The 12,673-nt window shown below is 78.2% G+C and carries 13 protein-coding genes; 6 read left to right on the top strand and 7 right to left on the bottom strand.

The genetic code is table 11. From position 1 onward, the window contains the following. Window positions 1–7 precede the first annotated feature (7 nt). The 3 genes from aroG to A2CP1_RS15850 all read right to left on the bottom strand — a co-directional run bounded on the left by aroG (window position 8) and on the right by A2CP1_RS15850 (window position 2,996). A complete protein-coding gene (aroG, locus tag A2CP1_RS15860; protein ID WP_012634204.1) occupies window positions 8–1,102 on the bottom strand; it encodes a 3-deoxy-7-phosphoheptulonate synthase AroG in 1,095 nt (364 codons plus the stop codon). Between the two features lie 93 nt (window positions 1,103–1,195). Beyond that, window positions 1,196–1,837 (bottom strand): hypothetical protein, encoded by a 642-nt coding sequence (locus A2CP1_RS15855; RefSeq protein ID WP_012527037.1) that lies wholly within the window; start codon window positions 1,835–1,837, stop codon window positions 1,196–1,198. An 82-nt stretch (window positions 1,838–1,919) separates the two neighbouring features. After that, entirely contained in the window at window positions 1,920–2,996 is a 1,077-nt protein-coding gene (locus tag A2CP1_RS15850; protein ID WP_012634203.1) for an acyl-CoA thioesterase, read from the bottom strand. Between the two features lie 114 nt (window positions 2,997–3,110). On the opposite strand from A2CP1_RS15850, the gene A2CP1_RS15845 reads away from it, so the two are divergent. Further along, window positions 3,111–4,247, top strand: coding sequence for a DNA topoisomerase IB (locus tag A2CP1_RS15845; protein WP_041450694.1), 1,137 nt, complete (start codon window positions 3,111–3,113; stop codon window positions 4,245–4,247). A 15-nt stretch (window positions 4,248–4,262) separates the two neighbouring features. Here A2CP1_RS15845 and A2CP1_RS15840 read toward each other — a convergent pair whose 3' ends face one another. Together A2CP1_RS15840 and A2CP1_RS15835 are read right to left on the bottom strand one after the other, a co-directional pair. Continuing rightward, window positions 4,263–5,165, bottom strand: a complete 903-nt coding sequence (locus tag A2CP1_RS15840; protein WP_012634201.1) for a glycoside hydrolase family 16 protein — start codon at window positions 5,163–5,165, stop codon at window positions 4,263–4,265. Then, window positions 5,153–5,929, bottom strand: coding sequence for a hypothetical protein (locus tag A2CP1_RS15835; protein WP_012634200.1), 777 nt, complete (start codon window positions 5,927–5,929; stop codon window positions 5,153–5,155). The genes A2CP1_RS15840 and A2CP1_RS15835 overlap by 13 nt, the downstream gene beginning before the upstream one ends. Before the next feature lie 258 nt (window positions 5,930–6,187). Between A2CP1_RS15835 and A2CP1_RS15830 the strand changes: the two genes are divergently transcribed. Next, on the top strand, window positions 6,188–6,814 hold the full coding sequence (locus A2CP1_RS15830; RefSeq protein WP_012634199.1) for a hypothetical protein: 627 nt from the start codon (window positions 6,188–6,190) through the stop codon (window positions 6,812–6,814). Window positions 6,815–6,820: 6 nt separating this feature from the next. Here A2CP1_RS15830 and A2CP1_RS15825 read toward each other — a convergent pair whose 3' ends face one another. Beyond that, window positions 6,821–7,138: a hypothetical protein gene (locus A2CP1_RS15825; RefSeq protein WP_012634198.1), complete on the bottom strand. Its 318-nt coding sequence runs from the start codon at window positions 7,136–7,138 to the stop codon at window positions 6,821–6,823. 353 nt (window positions 7,139–7,491) lie between these two features. Between A2CP1_RS15825 and A2CP1_RS15820 the strand changes: the two genes are divergently transcribed. After that, window positions 7,492–8,547: a hypothetical protein gene (locus A2CP1_RS15820; RefSeq protein ID WP_012634197.1), complete on the top strand. Its 1,056-nt coding sequence runs from the start codon at window positions 7,492–7,494 to the stop codon at window positions 8,545–8,547. Window positions 8,548–8,681: 134 nt separating this feature from the next. Then, window positions 8,682–9,230, top strand: coding sequence for an SRPBCC family protein (locus tag A2CP1_RS15815; protein ID WP_012634196.1), 549 nt, complete (start codon window positions 8,682–8,684; stop codon window positions 9,228–9,230). A gap of 1 nt (window position 9,231) precedes the next feature. Here A2CP1_RS15815 and A2CP1_RS15810 read toward each other — a convergent pair whose 3' ends face one another. Then, the gene (locus A2CP1_RS15810) at window positions 9,232–10,353 is read right to left on the bottom strand and encodes a helix-turn-helix transcriptional regulator (protein WP_012634195.1); all 1,122 of its coding nucleotides are present in this window, start codon (window positions 10,351–10,353) and stop codon (window positions 9,232–9,234) included. A gap of 162 nt (window positions 10,354–10,515) precedes the next feature. Between A2CP1_RS15810 and A2CP1_RS15805 the strand changes: the two genes are divergently transcribed. Both A2CP1_RS15805 and A2CP1_RS15800 read left to right on the top strand, forming a co-directional pair. Beyond that, complete coding sequence (locus tag A2CP1_RS15805; protein WP_012634194.1) at window positions 10,516–11,232, top strand: response regulator transcription factor; 717 nt, start codon at window positions 10,516–10,518, stop codon at window positions 11,230–11,232. Further along, entirely contained in the window at window positions 11,229–12,638 is a 1,410-nt protein-coding gene (locus A2CP1_RS15800; RefSeq protein ID WP_012634193.1) for a sensor histidine kinase, read from the top strand. The genes A2CP1_RS15805 and A2CP1_RS15800 overlap by 4 nt, the downstream gene beginning before the upstream one ends. Window positions 12,639–12,673: the final 35 nt, after the last annotated feature.

Here is a 12,673-nt window from a genome sequence, read left to right as displayed (position 1 = left end):
CGGGGGATCAGGCGGGCGCGGCCTCGGCGCCGCCGTTGAAGCCCGCCTCCTTCACCCGGCGGTCGCGCACCGCGGCCGCGAGGCCGTCCAGCACGCGCACCGTGTCCTCCCAGCCCAGGCAGCCGTCGGTGACGCTCTGCCCGTAGGTGAGCGGCTTGCCGACCTTCAGGTCCTGCCGCCCGGCCACGAGGTGGCTCTCGATCATGACGCCCACCACGCGGACCTCCCCACCGGCCACCTGCGCCGCCACGTTCGCGCAGACCGGGATCTGGTTCTCCGGCTTCTTCTGGCTGTTCGCGTGGCTCGCGTCGATCATGAGCCGCTGCGCCAGGCCGGCCTTGCCGATCTCCTGGCAGGCGGCGTCCACGCTGGCGGCGTCGTAGTTCGGGGCGCGCCCGCCGCGCAGGATGATGTGGCAGTCCTCGTTCCCGTTGGTGGAGACGATGGCCGAGTGGCCGCCCTTCGTCACCGACAGGAAGTGGTGCGGCTGCTGCGCCGCCTTGATGGCGTCGATCGCGATGGCGACGTTGCCGTCGGTGCCGTTCTTGAAGCCGACCGGGCAGGAGAGGCCGGAGGCGAGCTCGCGGTGCACCTGGCTCTCGGTGGTGCGCGCGCCGATCGCGCCCCAGGAGACCAGGTCCGCGATGTACTGCGGCGTGATCATGTCGAGGTACTCGCAGCCGGCCGGCACGCCGATCTCGCCCACGTCCAGCAGGAGCTCGCGCGCGACGCGCAGGCCGCGGTTGATGTCGTAGGTCTTGTCGAGGCCCGGGTCGTTGATGAGCCCCTTCCAGCCGACCGTGGTGCGCGGCTTCTCGAAGTAGACGCGCATCACGACCTCGAGGTCCTCCGCGTGGCGCACGCGCTCGTCCAGGAGCCGCGCGGCGTACTCCTTCGCCGCCTTCGTGTCGTGGATCGAGCAGGGGCCCACCACCACGACCAGGCGGTCGTCCATCCCGTGGAGGATCCGGTGGATGGCCTGGCGCGCGCCGTGGACGACGGCCGACGCCTTCTCGGTGCAGGGGAACTCGCGGATCAGGTGCGACGGCGGGGCGAGCTCCTTGATCCCGCGGATGCGGAGGTCGTCCGTTCTGTAGGGCATGCGTTCCTCGGTGGCCGGAACGCACATCCTAGCGCAGCCCGGGCGGGTGTGCCGCCCGGGCTGCGCCGGCCGCGCCCGCGGGGCGCAGCCCCGTCAGAAGTCGATCCCGACGCGACCGGTCGCGCCGAACGTCACCCCGCCGAGCTCGTACTCGGCGCTCGTGTCCGGGCCGCCCTCGGACGGGCGGACGGTCACCGGGACGTTCTTGCTCGTCACGTCCCACCGCGCGAAGCCCCAGACGCCGATGAGGAACCCGAGGCCGCCGCCCAGCTCGGCGCGGTACGCGATGCCCGGGCGCACGCCCACGTAGGCGAGCCACTCGGCGTTGGACCCGCGGGTGATCACCGCAGGGTCCTTCAGGAAGTCGCCGTAGCGGCGGCCGCCGGCCTCGCCGAGCGCCTCGAGGCGGATCGCGCCGACGTCGAAGCCGAGGCCGGCCAGGCCGCCGACCGCGGTGATGCTGGGCCCGTCCTTCTTCCAGGTCCGGTCCGCCACCGCGCCGAGCTCGAGGACGCCGAGCTTGAGCGTGGCGAGCCCGCCCACGATCTGGGCGGAGTTCTTGAGGCGCGCCGTGTCGGACAGCGCGGCGTCGAGGCCGTGCTTCAGGCTGGTCGCGTCGGCGCGCTCGACGCCGTAGTGGAGCTCGAGCGAGAAGAACGCCCGGGCGGGCGCCGGGGCGGCGAGCAGGGCGGCGGCTGCCGCGAAGGGTGCGAACGCTGCGAGGGTGCGGTGCATGTAAGTTCCTCCCGGACGACGGTGCGCCCCGGCCGGCGCGCGCGCCAGCCCCCGTCCTGCCCGGGGGCGGCGGCGCGCCCGCTCAGCCCCGCTGGGCGCCGGCCAGGTAGGAGAGCAGCCAGCCCTTCGCGCTGCGCTCCTCCAGGCCGCGCAGGTCGCGCCGCGCGGCCAGGTAGCGCGCGTCCTCGGCGTAGTCGGACGGGTGCAGCGTGGGCACCGGGACCGGCCGCAGGTCGCGGTCGATGTTCACGAACGTGAAGCGGCACGAGTTGGAGAGCGCGCGGGCGCTGCGGTCCCGGCTGATCCGCTCGATGCCGGTCTCGATGCAGACCATGGCGCCGTCGGTGTAGACCACGCGGCTGGTGAGGTGGAGCTTGTCGCCGATCTGGACCGGGTGGAAGAAGTTCACCCGGTTCACGGCCGCCATCACCGGGCGGTCGAGCGCCACGCGCTCGGCGCAGATCGACGCCAGCTCGTACGCGCGGCGCATGATGTAGCCGCCGAAGATCACCGCCGAGAGGTTCTCCTGCTCGGGGTAGGTGCGCTCCCAGGTCTCGGTGACCACGTCGCGTGCCCGGACGCCCGCGAAGCCGGGCGCCTCCTGCTCGCGGTGCAGCGCGGACAGCAGCAGGAACTCGTCGCGCGAGGGCGGCTCCACCAGGCTGTCCTGCTCGCGGCGGTACGCGGCCCGGCGTGCGGCGGCGCGGGCGGCGCGCACCCGCTCGACGTCGTCCGCCAGCTCGAGCGGCGGGACCGCGACGCTGCGGGCGCCCGGGCCGTCGCCGTCGCGCGCCACCATGGTGAAGTAGCAGGAGGCGAGGTGCGCTCGGTCCGGCGCGGACTCCACCCGGATCCCGACCTCCATCGACGTCCGGCCGACGTGGTTGATGCGGGCCAGGCAGCGCACGTCCCGCGTCACGTCGGCCACGCGGCGGACCACGATCTCGTCGAGCGCGGCGGTCACCACCCTCGCGCCGGGCTGGAAGCGCTGCGCGTACGCCATGGCGGTGTCGGCGGCCAGCCGGTCGAGCACCTCCAGCAGCACGCCGAAGCGGAAGTTCCCGGGGATGGGATCCTTCAGCACCATGAAGCGGCGCCGCAGCGCGGGATCGGTGGAGAGGGGGAGGAGGTGCTCGCAGGTGGTGTCGGTGGGGCGCATGGGGCTCCAGCCCGGGCGCAGCGTCCGGGCTCCTCGATCCGGATACCCCAGGGCGCCGGGAGCGTCCAGCGCCGGGCGTGCCGCGCGGGCCGGAGGTGCGCATCCGTGGAGGGGATGCGCGCCATCGAGAGGCTCCAGGAGATCGGGCTGCGCCGCGCCGGCACGCCGCGCACCGGGTTCCGCTGGGTCCGCCCGGACGGCCGCCCGGCGGCCGCGGAGGACGCCGAGCGCGCGCGGCGCCTCGCGCTGCCGCCGGCGTGGACGGACGTGCGGGTCAGCCCGGTCGCCGGCGCCAAGCTGCAGGCGATCGGCCGGGATCGCGCCGGACGCTGGCAGTACCGCTATCACCCGGAGTTCATGCGCCGCCGCTCCGGGGCGAAGTACCGGCGGCTGCTCCGCTTCGCCGCCGCGCTCCCGAGGATCCGCGCGCGCGTGACCCGCGACCTGCGCCGCCGCGGCCTGGGGCGGGAGCGGGTGCTCGCGGCGATGGTGCGGATCCTCGCCACCTGCCCGATGCGGCCGGGCAGCGAGGCGTACGCGCGCGAGCACGGGAGCTACGGGCTCACCACGGTCCGGCCCCGGCACGTGCGCGTGCAGGGCGACCGGCTCGTGTTCGACTACCGCGGCAAGTCCGGCAAGCGGCAGGTGCGCGAGCTGGAGGACGCGCCGGTGGCGCGGCTGGTGCGCACGCTGCTGCGAGTGCCGGGGCGCGACGTGTTCAAGTTCGAGGAGGAGGGCGAGGTGGTGGACGTGCGGCGCCGCCACCTGAACGCGTACCTGCGCGAGGCGGCGGGGGCGCCGTTCACCGCGAAGGACTTCCGGACCTGGGCCGGCACGGTGCTCTGCGCGAGCGAGCTGGCGCGGCGGGAGCGGGAGATCGTCCCGGGTCGGACCAGCCGGCGGCAGCTCGAGGTCGCCGCGGTGAAGGTCGTCGCGGGCAGGCTCGGCAACACGCCGTCGGTGGCGCGCGCCTCGTACGTGAGCCCGGCCGTGCTGCAGGCGTTCGGGCGGGGGAAGGTGATCGGCTGCTGCTACGCGCCGGACGAGGTCGGCGTGGCCGTGACGCGCGGGTTGCACCGGGTCGAGGCGGCGCTGGTCCGGCTCCTGCGCGAGGAGGAGGCGCCGGCCCCGAGGGCCGGGGCGGCGCCGGCGTCCCGCGTCGGGGGCGCGCCCATCGCCCGCCCGGCCGGGAGGCCCGGCTTCGCCGCGCGCGACCGGATCCGCGCGGCGGCGCGGGCGCCGGCCCCGTGAGCCGATGGCGCGCGGTCAGGGCGCCGGCTGCCACGCGCGCACCCAGTCCACCTCCATGAAGTCGTCGCTCGTCGCCGCGGGTCCGTAGCCGCCGGCGGGGATCGTCCCGGCCCAGCTCCGCTGCTTCACCTCGCAGGTGAGGTAGATGGGCTGGGACCGGTGCGACACCGCGGCCGAGGTGCTCCAGAGCGGCTGCTGGTCCACGTAGAACGTGTAGCCCGCGGGCGTCCAGAGGACCGAGAAGGTGCGCCACGCGCCCCACACCGGCCCGCCGTCGGGCGGCGGCTGGGTCCGGTGCACCTTCTTCCAGTCCGGGCCGAAGCCGTCCCAGTTGATGCCCGACATCACCAGGTCGCGCACGTTCCAGCCGCCGCCGTCCACCACCCGGTGCTCCACGACGTCGATCTCCACGCCGGCGGTGCCGGGGTCGCCGATGGGGTGGCCGTACGTCTCCGGGTAGAGCCAGAACGCGCACCAGGTGCCGGGCACCTCGTGGAAGCGGATGCGCGCCTCCAGGTAGCCGTAGGTCAGCTCGAACAGGCCGACCGTCTGGAGATATCCGGTGTGGTGGACGCCGGCCTCGTCGGTGAAGGTCGTGATCCGCAGCAGGCCATCCTGCACGGTGACCGCCGCCGGGTCGTTGAGCGCGTCGCGCCAGTGGCGGGCCTCCACGTTCCAGCGCGCCGGGTCCACCGCCGTCCCGTCGAACTCGTCGTGCCACGCGAGCGCGTAGCCGGGGAGCGGCGCCTCCGGCGCCACGCCGGCGGGCGGCGGCGGCGCCGGGATGGGGGCGTCCGGCGCCGTCCACCCGGGCACCGGCGCGGTGGGCGCGGCGGGCGGCTCGCCCGGCGAGAGCAGGCCGCACCCGCACGCCACGGCGAGCGCGGCGGCCATCGCGGGCCGGATCAGCGGGTCCACACCGCCCCCGCCATGAGCGCCCCGCGCCCCTGCCGATCCTTCACGCCGGGGGTGCGCAGCCGGTCGAGCGCGAGCTCGTCACGGTACGTGACGAACAGCGCGCCCGCCCGGCCGCTCCACCGCCCCAGCGACCAGCCGAGCCGCCACGCGGGCGCCGGCGCCGCGTCCCGGGCCCGGTCGAGCACCCCGGGCACCGTCCGGCCGAAGGCGCCCATCACGTACCAGCTCCCCCACAGCGTGAGCGCCGCGCGGGCGCCGGCGTACGGACCGCCGTCGAACGGCACGGTGGCGTAGACGGCGGGCGCGACGCAGAGCGGGCCCAGGCACCCCGCCGGAAGCTTGTACCCGGCGCTGGCCTCGGCGTGACGGAGCGTGAACTGCTCGCCGGGCCGCACCGGGCCCCAGTCGTGCACGTGCAGGAACGCGGTCCCGGGCCGGGCGGACTCGAGGCCGGCGCCCCACAGCAGGCGCACGCCGCCGTCCTGGGACCACGGGGTGAGCTCTCCCCCGGCTCGGAGGAACACGGCGCGCCAGGGCGCGACGGTGAGCACCGCCCCCGTGGACTGGCCGTCGCGCCCGCGGTAGCCCATGAACGCGGCGCCCGCCAGCCGCGCGCCGTCCGCCGGGAGCGGCGCCACCACGGGCCCGCCGAACGCGCCGGTGACGGCGCCGGCCGCGCCGCCGTCGTCCGCCCCCGCGCGCGGCGTGACGCCCGCGAGCGCGGCGGCCACCGCGAGGCCGAGCGCCATCCGCCCTGCGTGCACCCCTGGCCTCCCCTCCGGGCGCGCCTCCTCGCGCGCCCGCCCCCCGAAGCTTCGTGCCGGCGCGCGCCGCCGGCACCTCCCCCGCGCGGCGAGCCGATCCGCACGGCAGGCGACGGGCGCCCGCTGCGCAGCCGGACGGGCGGGCGCCGGCGGGGGGCGGGGGCGGGCGATCGCGCGGGCAGGTGGCGCGTCGCCGGCGCCGGCCCCAACGTCCAGGCAGGCGCGGCACGCGGAGGCCGGGCCCCGGAGCGCACCGCCATGATGGCCGTAGCCTTCGTCGCCCTGCTGCTCGCCGCCGAGCCCGCGCCCGCGGTGCCCGCGCCGCCCCCGCAGGTGGAGCGGGCGGCGCCGGAGCGCGTCGCGCCGGCGGGCCTGATCGTCGAGCTGCACAGCGACTTCGGCCTGCGCCGGTTCATCGCGCTCGAGTACACGACCGGCCGGCGCTTCGGCCTGGCGCTCCAGGACGGGATCTCCGCCGCGGTCGGTGCGAGCGTGCTCCGCCTCGCCGGCGGCCGGCTCTCCACGCGCGTGACCGCCGGGTTCAAGCTCCAGCTCGTCCGGGCGTCGAACGGCTCCGCCACGTTCACCGCGTTCCCGGTGGAGCTGGCCGAGAGCCTGGAGCTCGGCCCGCTGCGGCTCGGCGCGGGCGCCTCGGTGCTGCTCGCGCCGACGCTGCGCGGCCGCGGGTTCCTGGAGGGCGCCCGGATCGACTTCGACCCCGCGCCCGGCGCGGTGCTCGACGCCGAGTGGCTGGTCTCGCGGCGCTCGCGGACCGGCATCGGCCTGCGCGCGAGCTGGCACCATTACCAGGGCGGCGGCGTGCGCCGGGGCGCGCCGGCCATCGGGCTGGTGGTGCGGTCCGAGCTGGGGACCGGCGGGCGCTGAGCCGGATCAGCCGGCGCGCTGCACGGTCTTCCAGGGCGCGGCGTGGCCGTTCTCGTCCACGCGCACCCGCTCGTGTCCTGGCCCGCGCCAGACGCTGCCCGCGATCACGCGCGCCGGGACCCAGGGGTAGCGCTCGCGGCTCTCCGCGGAGACGAACACCACCGGCGAGACCGGCGGCGCGTCCGGGATGGCCGCGGGCGTGCCCTCGTCGGTGAGCGGGATGTGCGGGTGCGGGGAGCGGGGGCCGTGCGCCATCCGGCGGCCGCCGCCGCCCTTGCGGCGGCGCCGGCCGTTGGCGCGGTTGTCGTGGCGGGAGGTGTCCAACGGTGCTCCTGTCTCGGATTCGCCGGCGCCGTCGTGGGCGCGGCTGCTCGGAAGATGCGTCCGGTGCTGGCCGGCGCTCGCGCCGGGGGCCGCGGCTGCCGCGCCGCGGATCGGGTCCAGGATCGCTTGCAGGCGATCGGCCGCTCCGCGGACCTCGCGCGCGGCCTCGGGCCCGGGGCGCCCGCGCGAGGCGGTCTACCCTGGGCGGAGGCATTACTAGCGGCCGCGCGCGGCCCGGTCAAGCCGCGGCGCGCCCCGCGCGCGTCGCGCCGGCGGGGGCTGTGGTCGCCCGACGCACGCCGGATCCGCAACGTTCCTGGCGGCCCGCCGGTGGGCGGGAGGGGGAGGGGGCGATGAGGAACGTGATCCTGGTGCTGGGGGCGCTCGCGTCCGCGTGCACGACCACGCGGGTGCTGCAGCGCGACGGGTGCTTCGTCCGGCGCACCGAGCGCGCGGGCAGCGCGAGGGAGGAGATCGGGCCGTGCGCGCGCCCGCCGCCGCAGTGGTCGTCGGACCGCGCCACGCGCCTCGCGCAGGAGTGCATGGCGTCGGAGGAGAGCCGCTGGATGAGCCGCGCGGTGGTCGCGTGGGGACGCGGGGAGCCGCTGCCGGCCCGGGCCACCGAGGCCGAGCTGATGCGCTCGTGCGTGCTCGAGCCGGCGCGGCTGGCCGACCAGAGCGAGGCCGCGAAGGCGCGCGCCGAGGCGGAGCGCGACCGGGCCAGGCTGGAGCGGGAGGCGGCCGAGGCGGCGCTGCGCGGCGAGTCGGCCGCGCTGAAGGCGCGCCTCGACACGCAGGACGAGGCGATGCGGGAGCGGCTCGCCGAGCTCGCCGCCGACCGCGACGCGCTCCGCGCGCGCGCCGACGACGATCGCAAGCACATCAACGGCTCCGCCGACCGGCTCGCGACGTTCCTGGGCGACACGGCCACGCGCTCGGCCGAGTCGCTGGGCCAGGCTGCGCGGAGCGCGTCGGAATCGCTGGGCGAGGCCGCGCGCAAGCCGGCCGCCCCGGCGCTGGCGTTCGCCGCCTCGACGAGCGACAGCGACGGCCGCGCCGGGAGCGAGCACCGGTCGAGCCGCGACGAGGCCGCCCCGCAGGCGCTCGCCCCGGCGGCGCTCCTCGGCCTCGCCGCGCCCGCCTGCGCCGCCCCGCTCGCGGCCTGCACCGCGCCGGCCGCCCCGGCGGCGTCGGCGGCCCCGCCCCGGCGGGCGCCCGCCGCGCGGACGCCGGCGCGCCTCCCGCGCAAGCCGGCGCGGCCGGCGGGCAGCGCGTGCGAGACCTGCGCGCCGCCCGAGGACGCGGCCCGCCCGCGCCCCGGCTCCGGGGCGAGCGGCACCGTGGAGGCCGAGGCCGCTCCGTCGGCGGCGCCCGCGCCCGAGGGCCCCCGCCCGGCGGCCGCGCGCTGACCCGGCGCGCCCCCGCGCTGGTGCGCGGTTCGGCCGCGCACCGGCGGGCGCGCGGGGGCGCCGGGCTCGGCTATCCTCCGGCCCGGGGCCGATGCGGGCGCGATGCCGCCGCCGGCCCCGCCGCGGGGGAGCCGATGACGCTCCGGATCGACGAGCGGTACGAGGTCGGGGCGCCGGTCGCGGCCGCGTGGGACCTCCTCGTGGATCCGCGCCGGGTGGTGGCCTGCGTGCCCGGAGGCGCGCTCGACGCGGTGGTGGACGCGCGCACCTACGACGGCCACGTGCGGGTGCGCCTCGCCGGGATCACGTTCGCCTATCGCGGCCGCGTCCGGCTCGCGGAGGTCGACGTCCCGGGGCGGCGCGTGCGCATCGTGGGCGAGGCGCGCGCGCCCGGCGGCGACGGCACGGCGCGCCTGTCGCTGGAGAGCTGGCTGGTGCCGCGCCCCGGCCGGCGCACGGAGGTGGTGGCGGAGGCCTCGGTGAACGTGGGCGGCGCGCTGGTGGCGCTGGGGCGCGGCTTCCTCGAGGCGCTCGGGCACGAGGTGTTCCGCGTGTTCGCCGCACGGGTCCGCGCGGCGCTGGAGGGGGAGGCCCCGCCCGCGGACGAGCCGCTGCGCGCGCTCCCCCTGCTGGCCGGCGCGGCGCGCGCGTGGCTCTCCGGCGGGGCCGGGCCGCGGGGTTGACTCAGGGCGCGCCCGGCGCGGCGCCCATCGCCTCCGGGAACGCCGCCGCCAGCGCCAGCAGCTCCCGCCGCGAGGCGCAGCGCAGCCGGGCGCGCGCGCTCGCGAGGTGGAGGGAGACGGTCGCGCGGGTCACCGCGCGCAGCGCACCGACCTGCGGCGCCGCGAGCCCGTCGAGCACCGCCCGCAGCACGTCGCCCTCCACCGGGTGGAGCGCGGCCGGATCGCCCGGCTCGTCGCAGCGGCGGGCCAGGACGTGGCCGGCGCCGTCCTCGCGCCAGTGATCGACGAGCGCGTACTCGCCGCGCAGCAGCTCGCCCCACCGCCGCAGGGCGGCCGCCGGCTCCTCCCGGACGACCGCCCCGGCCTGCCGGAGGGCGCCGACCGCCGCCGGCGCGATGCTCCGGCGCGCCGGGCGGCTGCACGCGGCCTCCGGCGCGAGCCCGCCGCGCAACCGCCGTGCGGTGCCGAGGTGCCCGGCCACGTGGCGGAGCAGCCCCACGGTGCGCGACGGCGGGCGCACCCCTGGCTCGAGCCGCAGGCCCAGCGTGAGCGCGACCCCGTCCAACTCGCCGGCCGAGAGGACCAGCGCGTCGGCCATCCCGTGCCGCAGGAGCGCCGCCAGCGCCCGGCGCTCCACCGCCGGCGGCAGCAGCGCGCGGAGCCGCCGCGAGAGCAGCTCCACCGGTGGGCGGGGCTGCGAGAGCGCGCGGTAGCACTCGACCCCGACCTCCTGCAGCAGCTCGGCGCCGGCCAGGTCCGGCCGCGCGGCCGCGCCGCCCGGCGCGAGGATCGCCGCGCCACGCCCGGCGGCGAGCCCGTCCAGGCGCGCGAACCAGCCGCCCCCGCCCGGCGCCATCGCGACGAGCGCGTCGAGCACGCCGCGCAGCCACGCCTCGGTGCTCGGGGCCGGCGCGTAGCACGCGTGGACCGCCCGCAACCCGCGGAAGCGCGGCCCCGCCGGGCAGGGCGCGGCCCCGCCCGCGGCGCCGGGCGTGGTGAACACCACCAGCTCGTCCGGGCCGAGGCGGATGACGCCGGCGCCGGCCGGAGGGGGGACGAGCGCGAGCGCGGGGCGCGGGAGGGAACGCGGCTCGACGCGAAGCAGGTGGCCGTGGGAGGGCATGCGGGCTCCGGGCGAAGGCCGCCGCGAGGGTCCGCGGGGGCGAGCGTGACGGTGCCGCACGACGTTGGCGCGCGCGTGACCGCATCGTGACGAAACGTTCGCGCCGCGGCGGTGCCGCGCTCCGCCCGCGACCGCCGGCCCGCGAGGTGGCAAGATCCGGGCATGACCGGGCTCGATCCCGAACGCTTCCGCGTCCTGTTCGTCGAGGACGACGAGCGGCTCGCGGCGCTGACCACCCGCTACCTCGAGTCGCACGGGCACGCCGTGACCTGGGTGGCCGACGGGCAGCTCGGGCTGGCCGAGGCGCTGAAGGGCCAGCACGACGTGGTCATCCTCGATCTGATGCTGCCGCGGAAGTCCGGGCTGGAGGTGTGCCGCGAGCTCCGCGCGCGGCTGCCGGTGCCGATCATCATGCTCACCGCGCTCGGCGAGGAGGCCGACCGCGTGCTCGGCCTGGAGACCGGCGCGGACGACTACCTCGCGAAGCCGTTCTCGTCGCGCGAGCTGCTGGCCCGCCTGCGCGCGCTGGTCCGGCGCGGCCGCGGGTCGCTCGGGCCGCCGCGGGAGGTGATCCGCGTGGGCGATCTCGAGCTCTCGCCCCGCGACTGGTCGGCGTCGCGCGCCGGGCGGCCGCTGCGGCTCACCACCGCCGAGTTCGTGCTGCTGCGCGTCCTGGCGGAGCGCGCCGGCCGCGTGCTCACCCGCGAGCAGCTCCTCGACCTCACCAAGGGCAGCGCCGACGAGGCGTTCGACCGCTCCATCGACGCCCACATCTCGCGCCTGCGCCACAAGCTCGGCGACGACCCTCGCCGGCCCGCGCTCCTCAAGACGGTCCGCGGCGCCGGGTACGTGCTCGCCGCCGGGCCGGAGGGCGCGTGAGCGGCGGCGCCGGGGGCGGCGGCCCGTCCCGGCTCGGGCTGCGCATCTACCTCGTCACGGTCGTGGCGGTGCTCGCGACCGGCGTCGCGGTGCTCCTCGCGCTCGCGCTCGCGCGGGACCGCCGCGAGCCGGTCCGGCGGGACGTCATGCACGCGGTCGCCCGCGACGCCGCGGCGCGGGTGGCGACGCAGTGGGGCTCGGCCGGCGCCATCCAGGAGGTGATCGGGCCGCTCGCCTCGGCGCTGCGCGTGAGCGTCGCCGTGTACGGCGCCGGAGGCGAGCCGGTGGCGAGCGCCGGCGAGGCGATGCGCCCGCCGCTCCCACCGCCGCCGGAGCGCGAGCGGTTCACGGACCGCCTCGGGCCCGGGCCGCCCGGCGCGGGAGGACGGGAGCGGCACGTGGTGTCGGCGGTCGCGCCCGTGGTCGTCGCCGGCGCGCCGGTGGGGTTCCTCGTCGTCGCGCAGCAGGTCCCGGGCGGTCGCCCGCCGCCCGTCCTGCTCGTCCTCGTCGCGCTGGCGCTGGTCGGCGCGGGCGTCGCGGCGGTGGTGCTGGGCGGCTCGCTCGCGCGGCCGCTCGACCGGCTGGCGCGCACCGCCCGCGCGCTCGGCGCGGGCGACCTCGCGGCGCGGACCGGGATCTCGCGGGCGGACGAGCTCGGGGCCGTCGCGCGCGCGTTCGACGAGATGGCCGACCGCGTCGGCGCGCTGCTCCGCTCCAGCACCGAGCTGATGGCCAACGTGGCCCACGAGCTGCGCACCCCGCTCGCCCGCATCCGCGTGGCGCTCGACCTCGCCGCCGAAGGCGACGCCGACGTCGCGCGCGCGTCGCTCGCGGACATCGCGGAGGACCTGTCCGAGCTGGAGCGCCTGGTGGACGACGTGCTCGCCTCGGCGCGGCTCGACCTGGCGGGGAACGGCGCCTCCTCCGCGGGCGGGGCGCCACCGCTCCGCCGGGCGCGGCTGGACCCCGCGGGCGTGGTGCGGCAGGCGGTGGAGCGCCTCGGGCACCGCCACCCGGATCGCGCCGTCCGGCTCGAGCTCGGGCCCGACCTGCCCGAAGTCGAGGCGGACGCGGTGCTGCTGCGCCGCGCGCTGGACAACCTGCTCGACAACGCGCGCAAGTACTCGGCGCCGGCCTCGCCGATCCGCGTGGAGGCGGCGCGCCGCGGCGCGGACCTGGTGGTCGAGGTGAGCGATCGCGGTGAGGGGATCGCCGCCGAGGAGCTGGAGCGCGTGTTCTCGCCGTTCTACCGGGTGGACCGCAGCCGCGCGCGCGCCACCGGCGGCGTCGGCCTCGGGCTCCCGCTCGCGCGCCGCATCGCCGAGGCGCACGGCGGCACGCTCACGGCGCGCAGCACGCCGGGGGAGGGCACCACCCTCACGCTGACCATCCCGGGCGTTCGCTGACGGCGGGCCGCGTCGGCACCACCGGGGCGGACGGG

Origin of the sequence: Anaeromyxobacter dehalogenans 2CP-1 (assembly GCF_000022145.1) — a bacterium.
GTDB lineage: Bacteria > Myxococcota > Myxococcia > Myxococcales > Anaeromyxobacteraceae > Anaeromyxobacter > Anaeromyxobacter dehalogenans.
The sequence above is the reverse complement of the archived record's forward strand: the minus strand, read 5'-3'. Positions and strand labels throughout refer to the sequence as shown.

Coding starts and splice junctions, on each gene's coding strand:
- aroG (WP_012634204.1), bottom strand. CDS start 1,102: ATGCCCTACAGAACGGACGACCTCCGCATCCGCGGGATCAAGGAGCTC.
- A2CP1_RS15855 (WP_012527037.1), bottom strand. CDS start 1,837: ATGCACCGCACCCTCGCAGCGTTCGCACCCTTCGCGGCAGCCGCCGCC.
- A2CP1_RS15850 (WP_012634203.1), bottom strand. CDS start 2,996: ATGCGCCCCACCGACACCACCTGCGAGCACCTCCTCCCCCTCTCCACC.
- A2CP1_RS15845 (WP_041450694.1), top strand. CDS start 3,111: ATGCGCGCCATCGAGAGGCTCCAGGAGATCGGGCTGCGCCGCGCCGGC.
- A2CP1_RS15830 (WP_012634199.1), top strand. CDS start 6,188: ATGATGGCCGTAGCCTTCGTCGCCCTGCTGCTCGCCGCCGAGCCCGCG.
- A2CP1_RS15820 (WP_012634197.1), top strand. CDS start 7,492: ATGAGGAACGTGATCCTGGTGCTGGGGGCGCTCGCGTCCGCGTGCACG.
- A2CP1_RS15815 (WP_012634196.1), top strand. CDS start 8,682: ATGACGCTCCGGATCGACGAGCGGTACGAGGTCGGGGCGCCGGTCGCG.
- A2CP1_RS15810 (WP_012634195.1), bottom strand. CDS start 10,353: ATGCCCTCCCACGGCCACCTGCTTCGCGTCGAGCCGCGTTCCCTCCCG.
- A2CP1_RS15805 (WP_012634194.1), top strand. CDS start 10,516: ATGACCGGGCTCGATCCCGAACGCTTCCGCGTCCTGTTCGTCGAGGAC.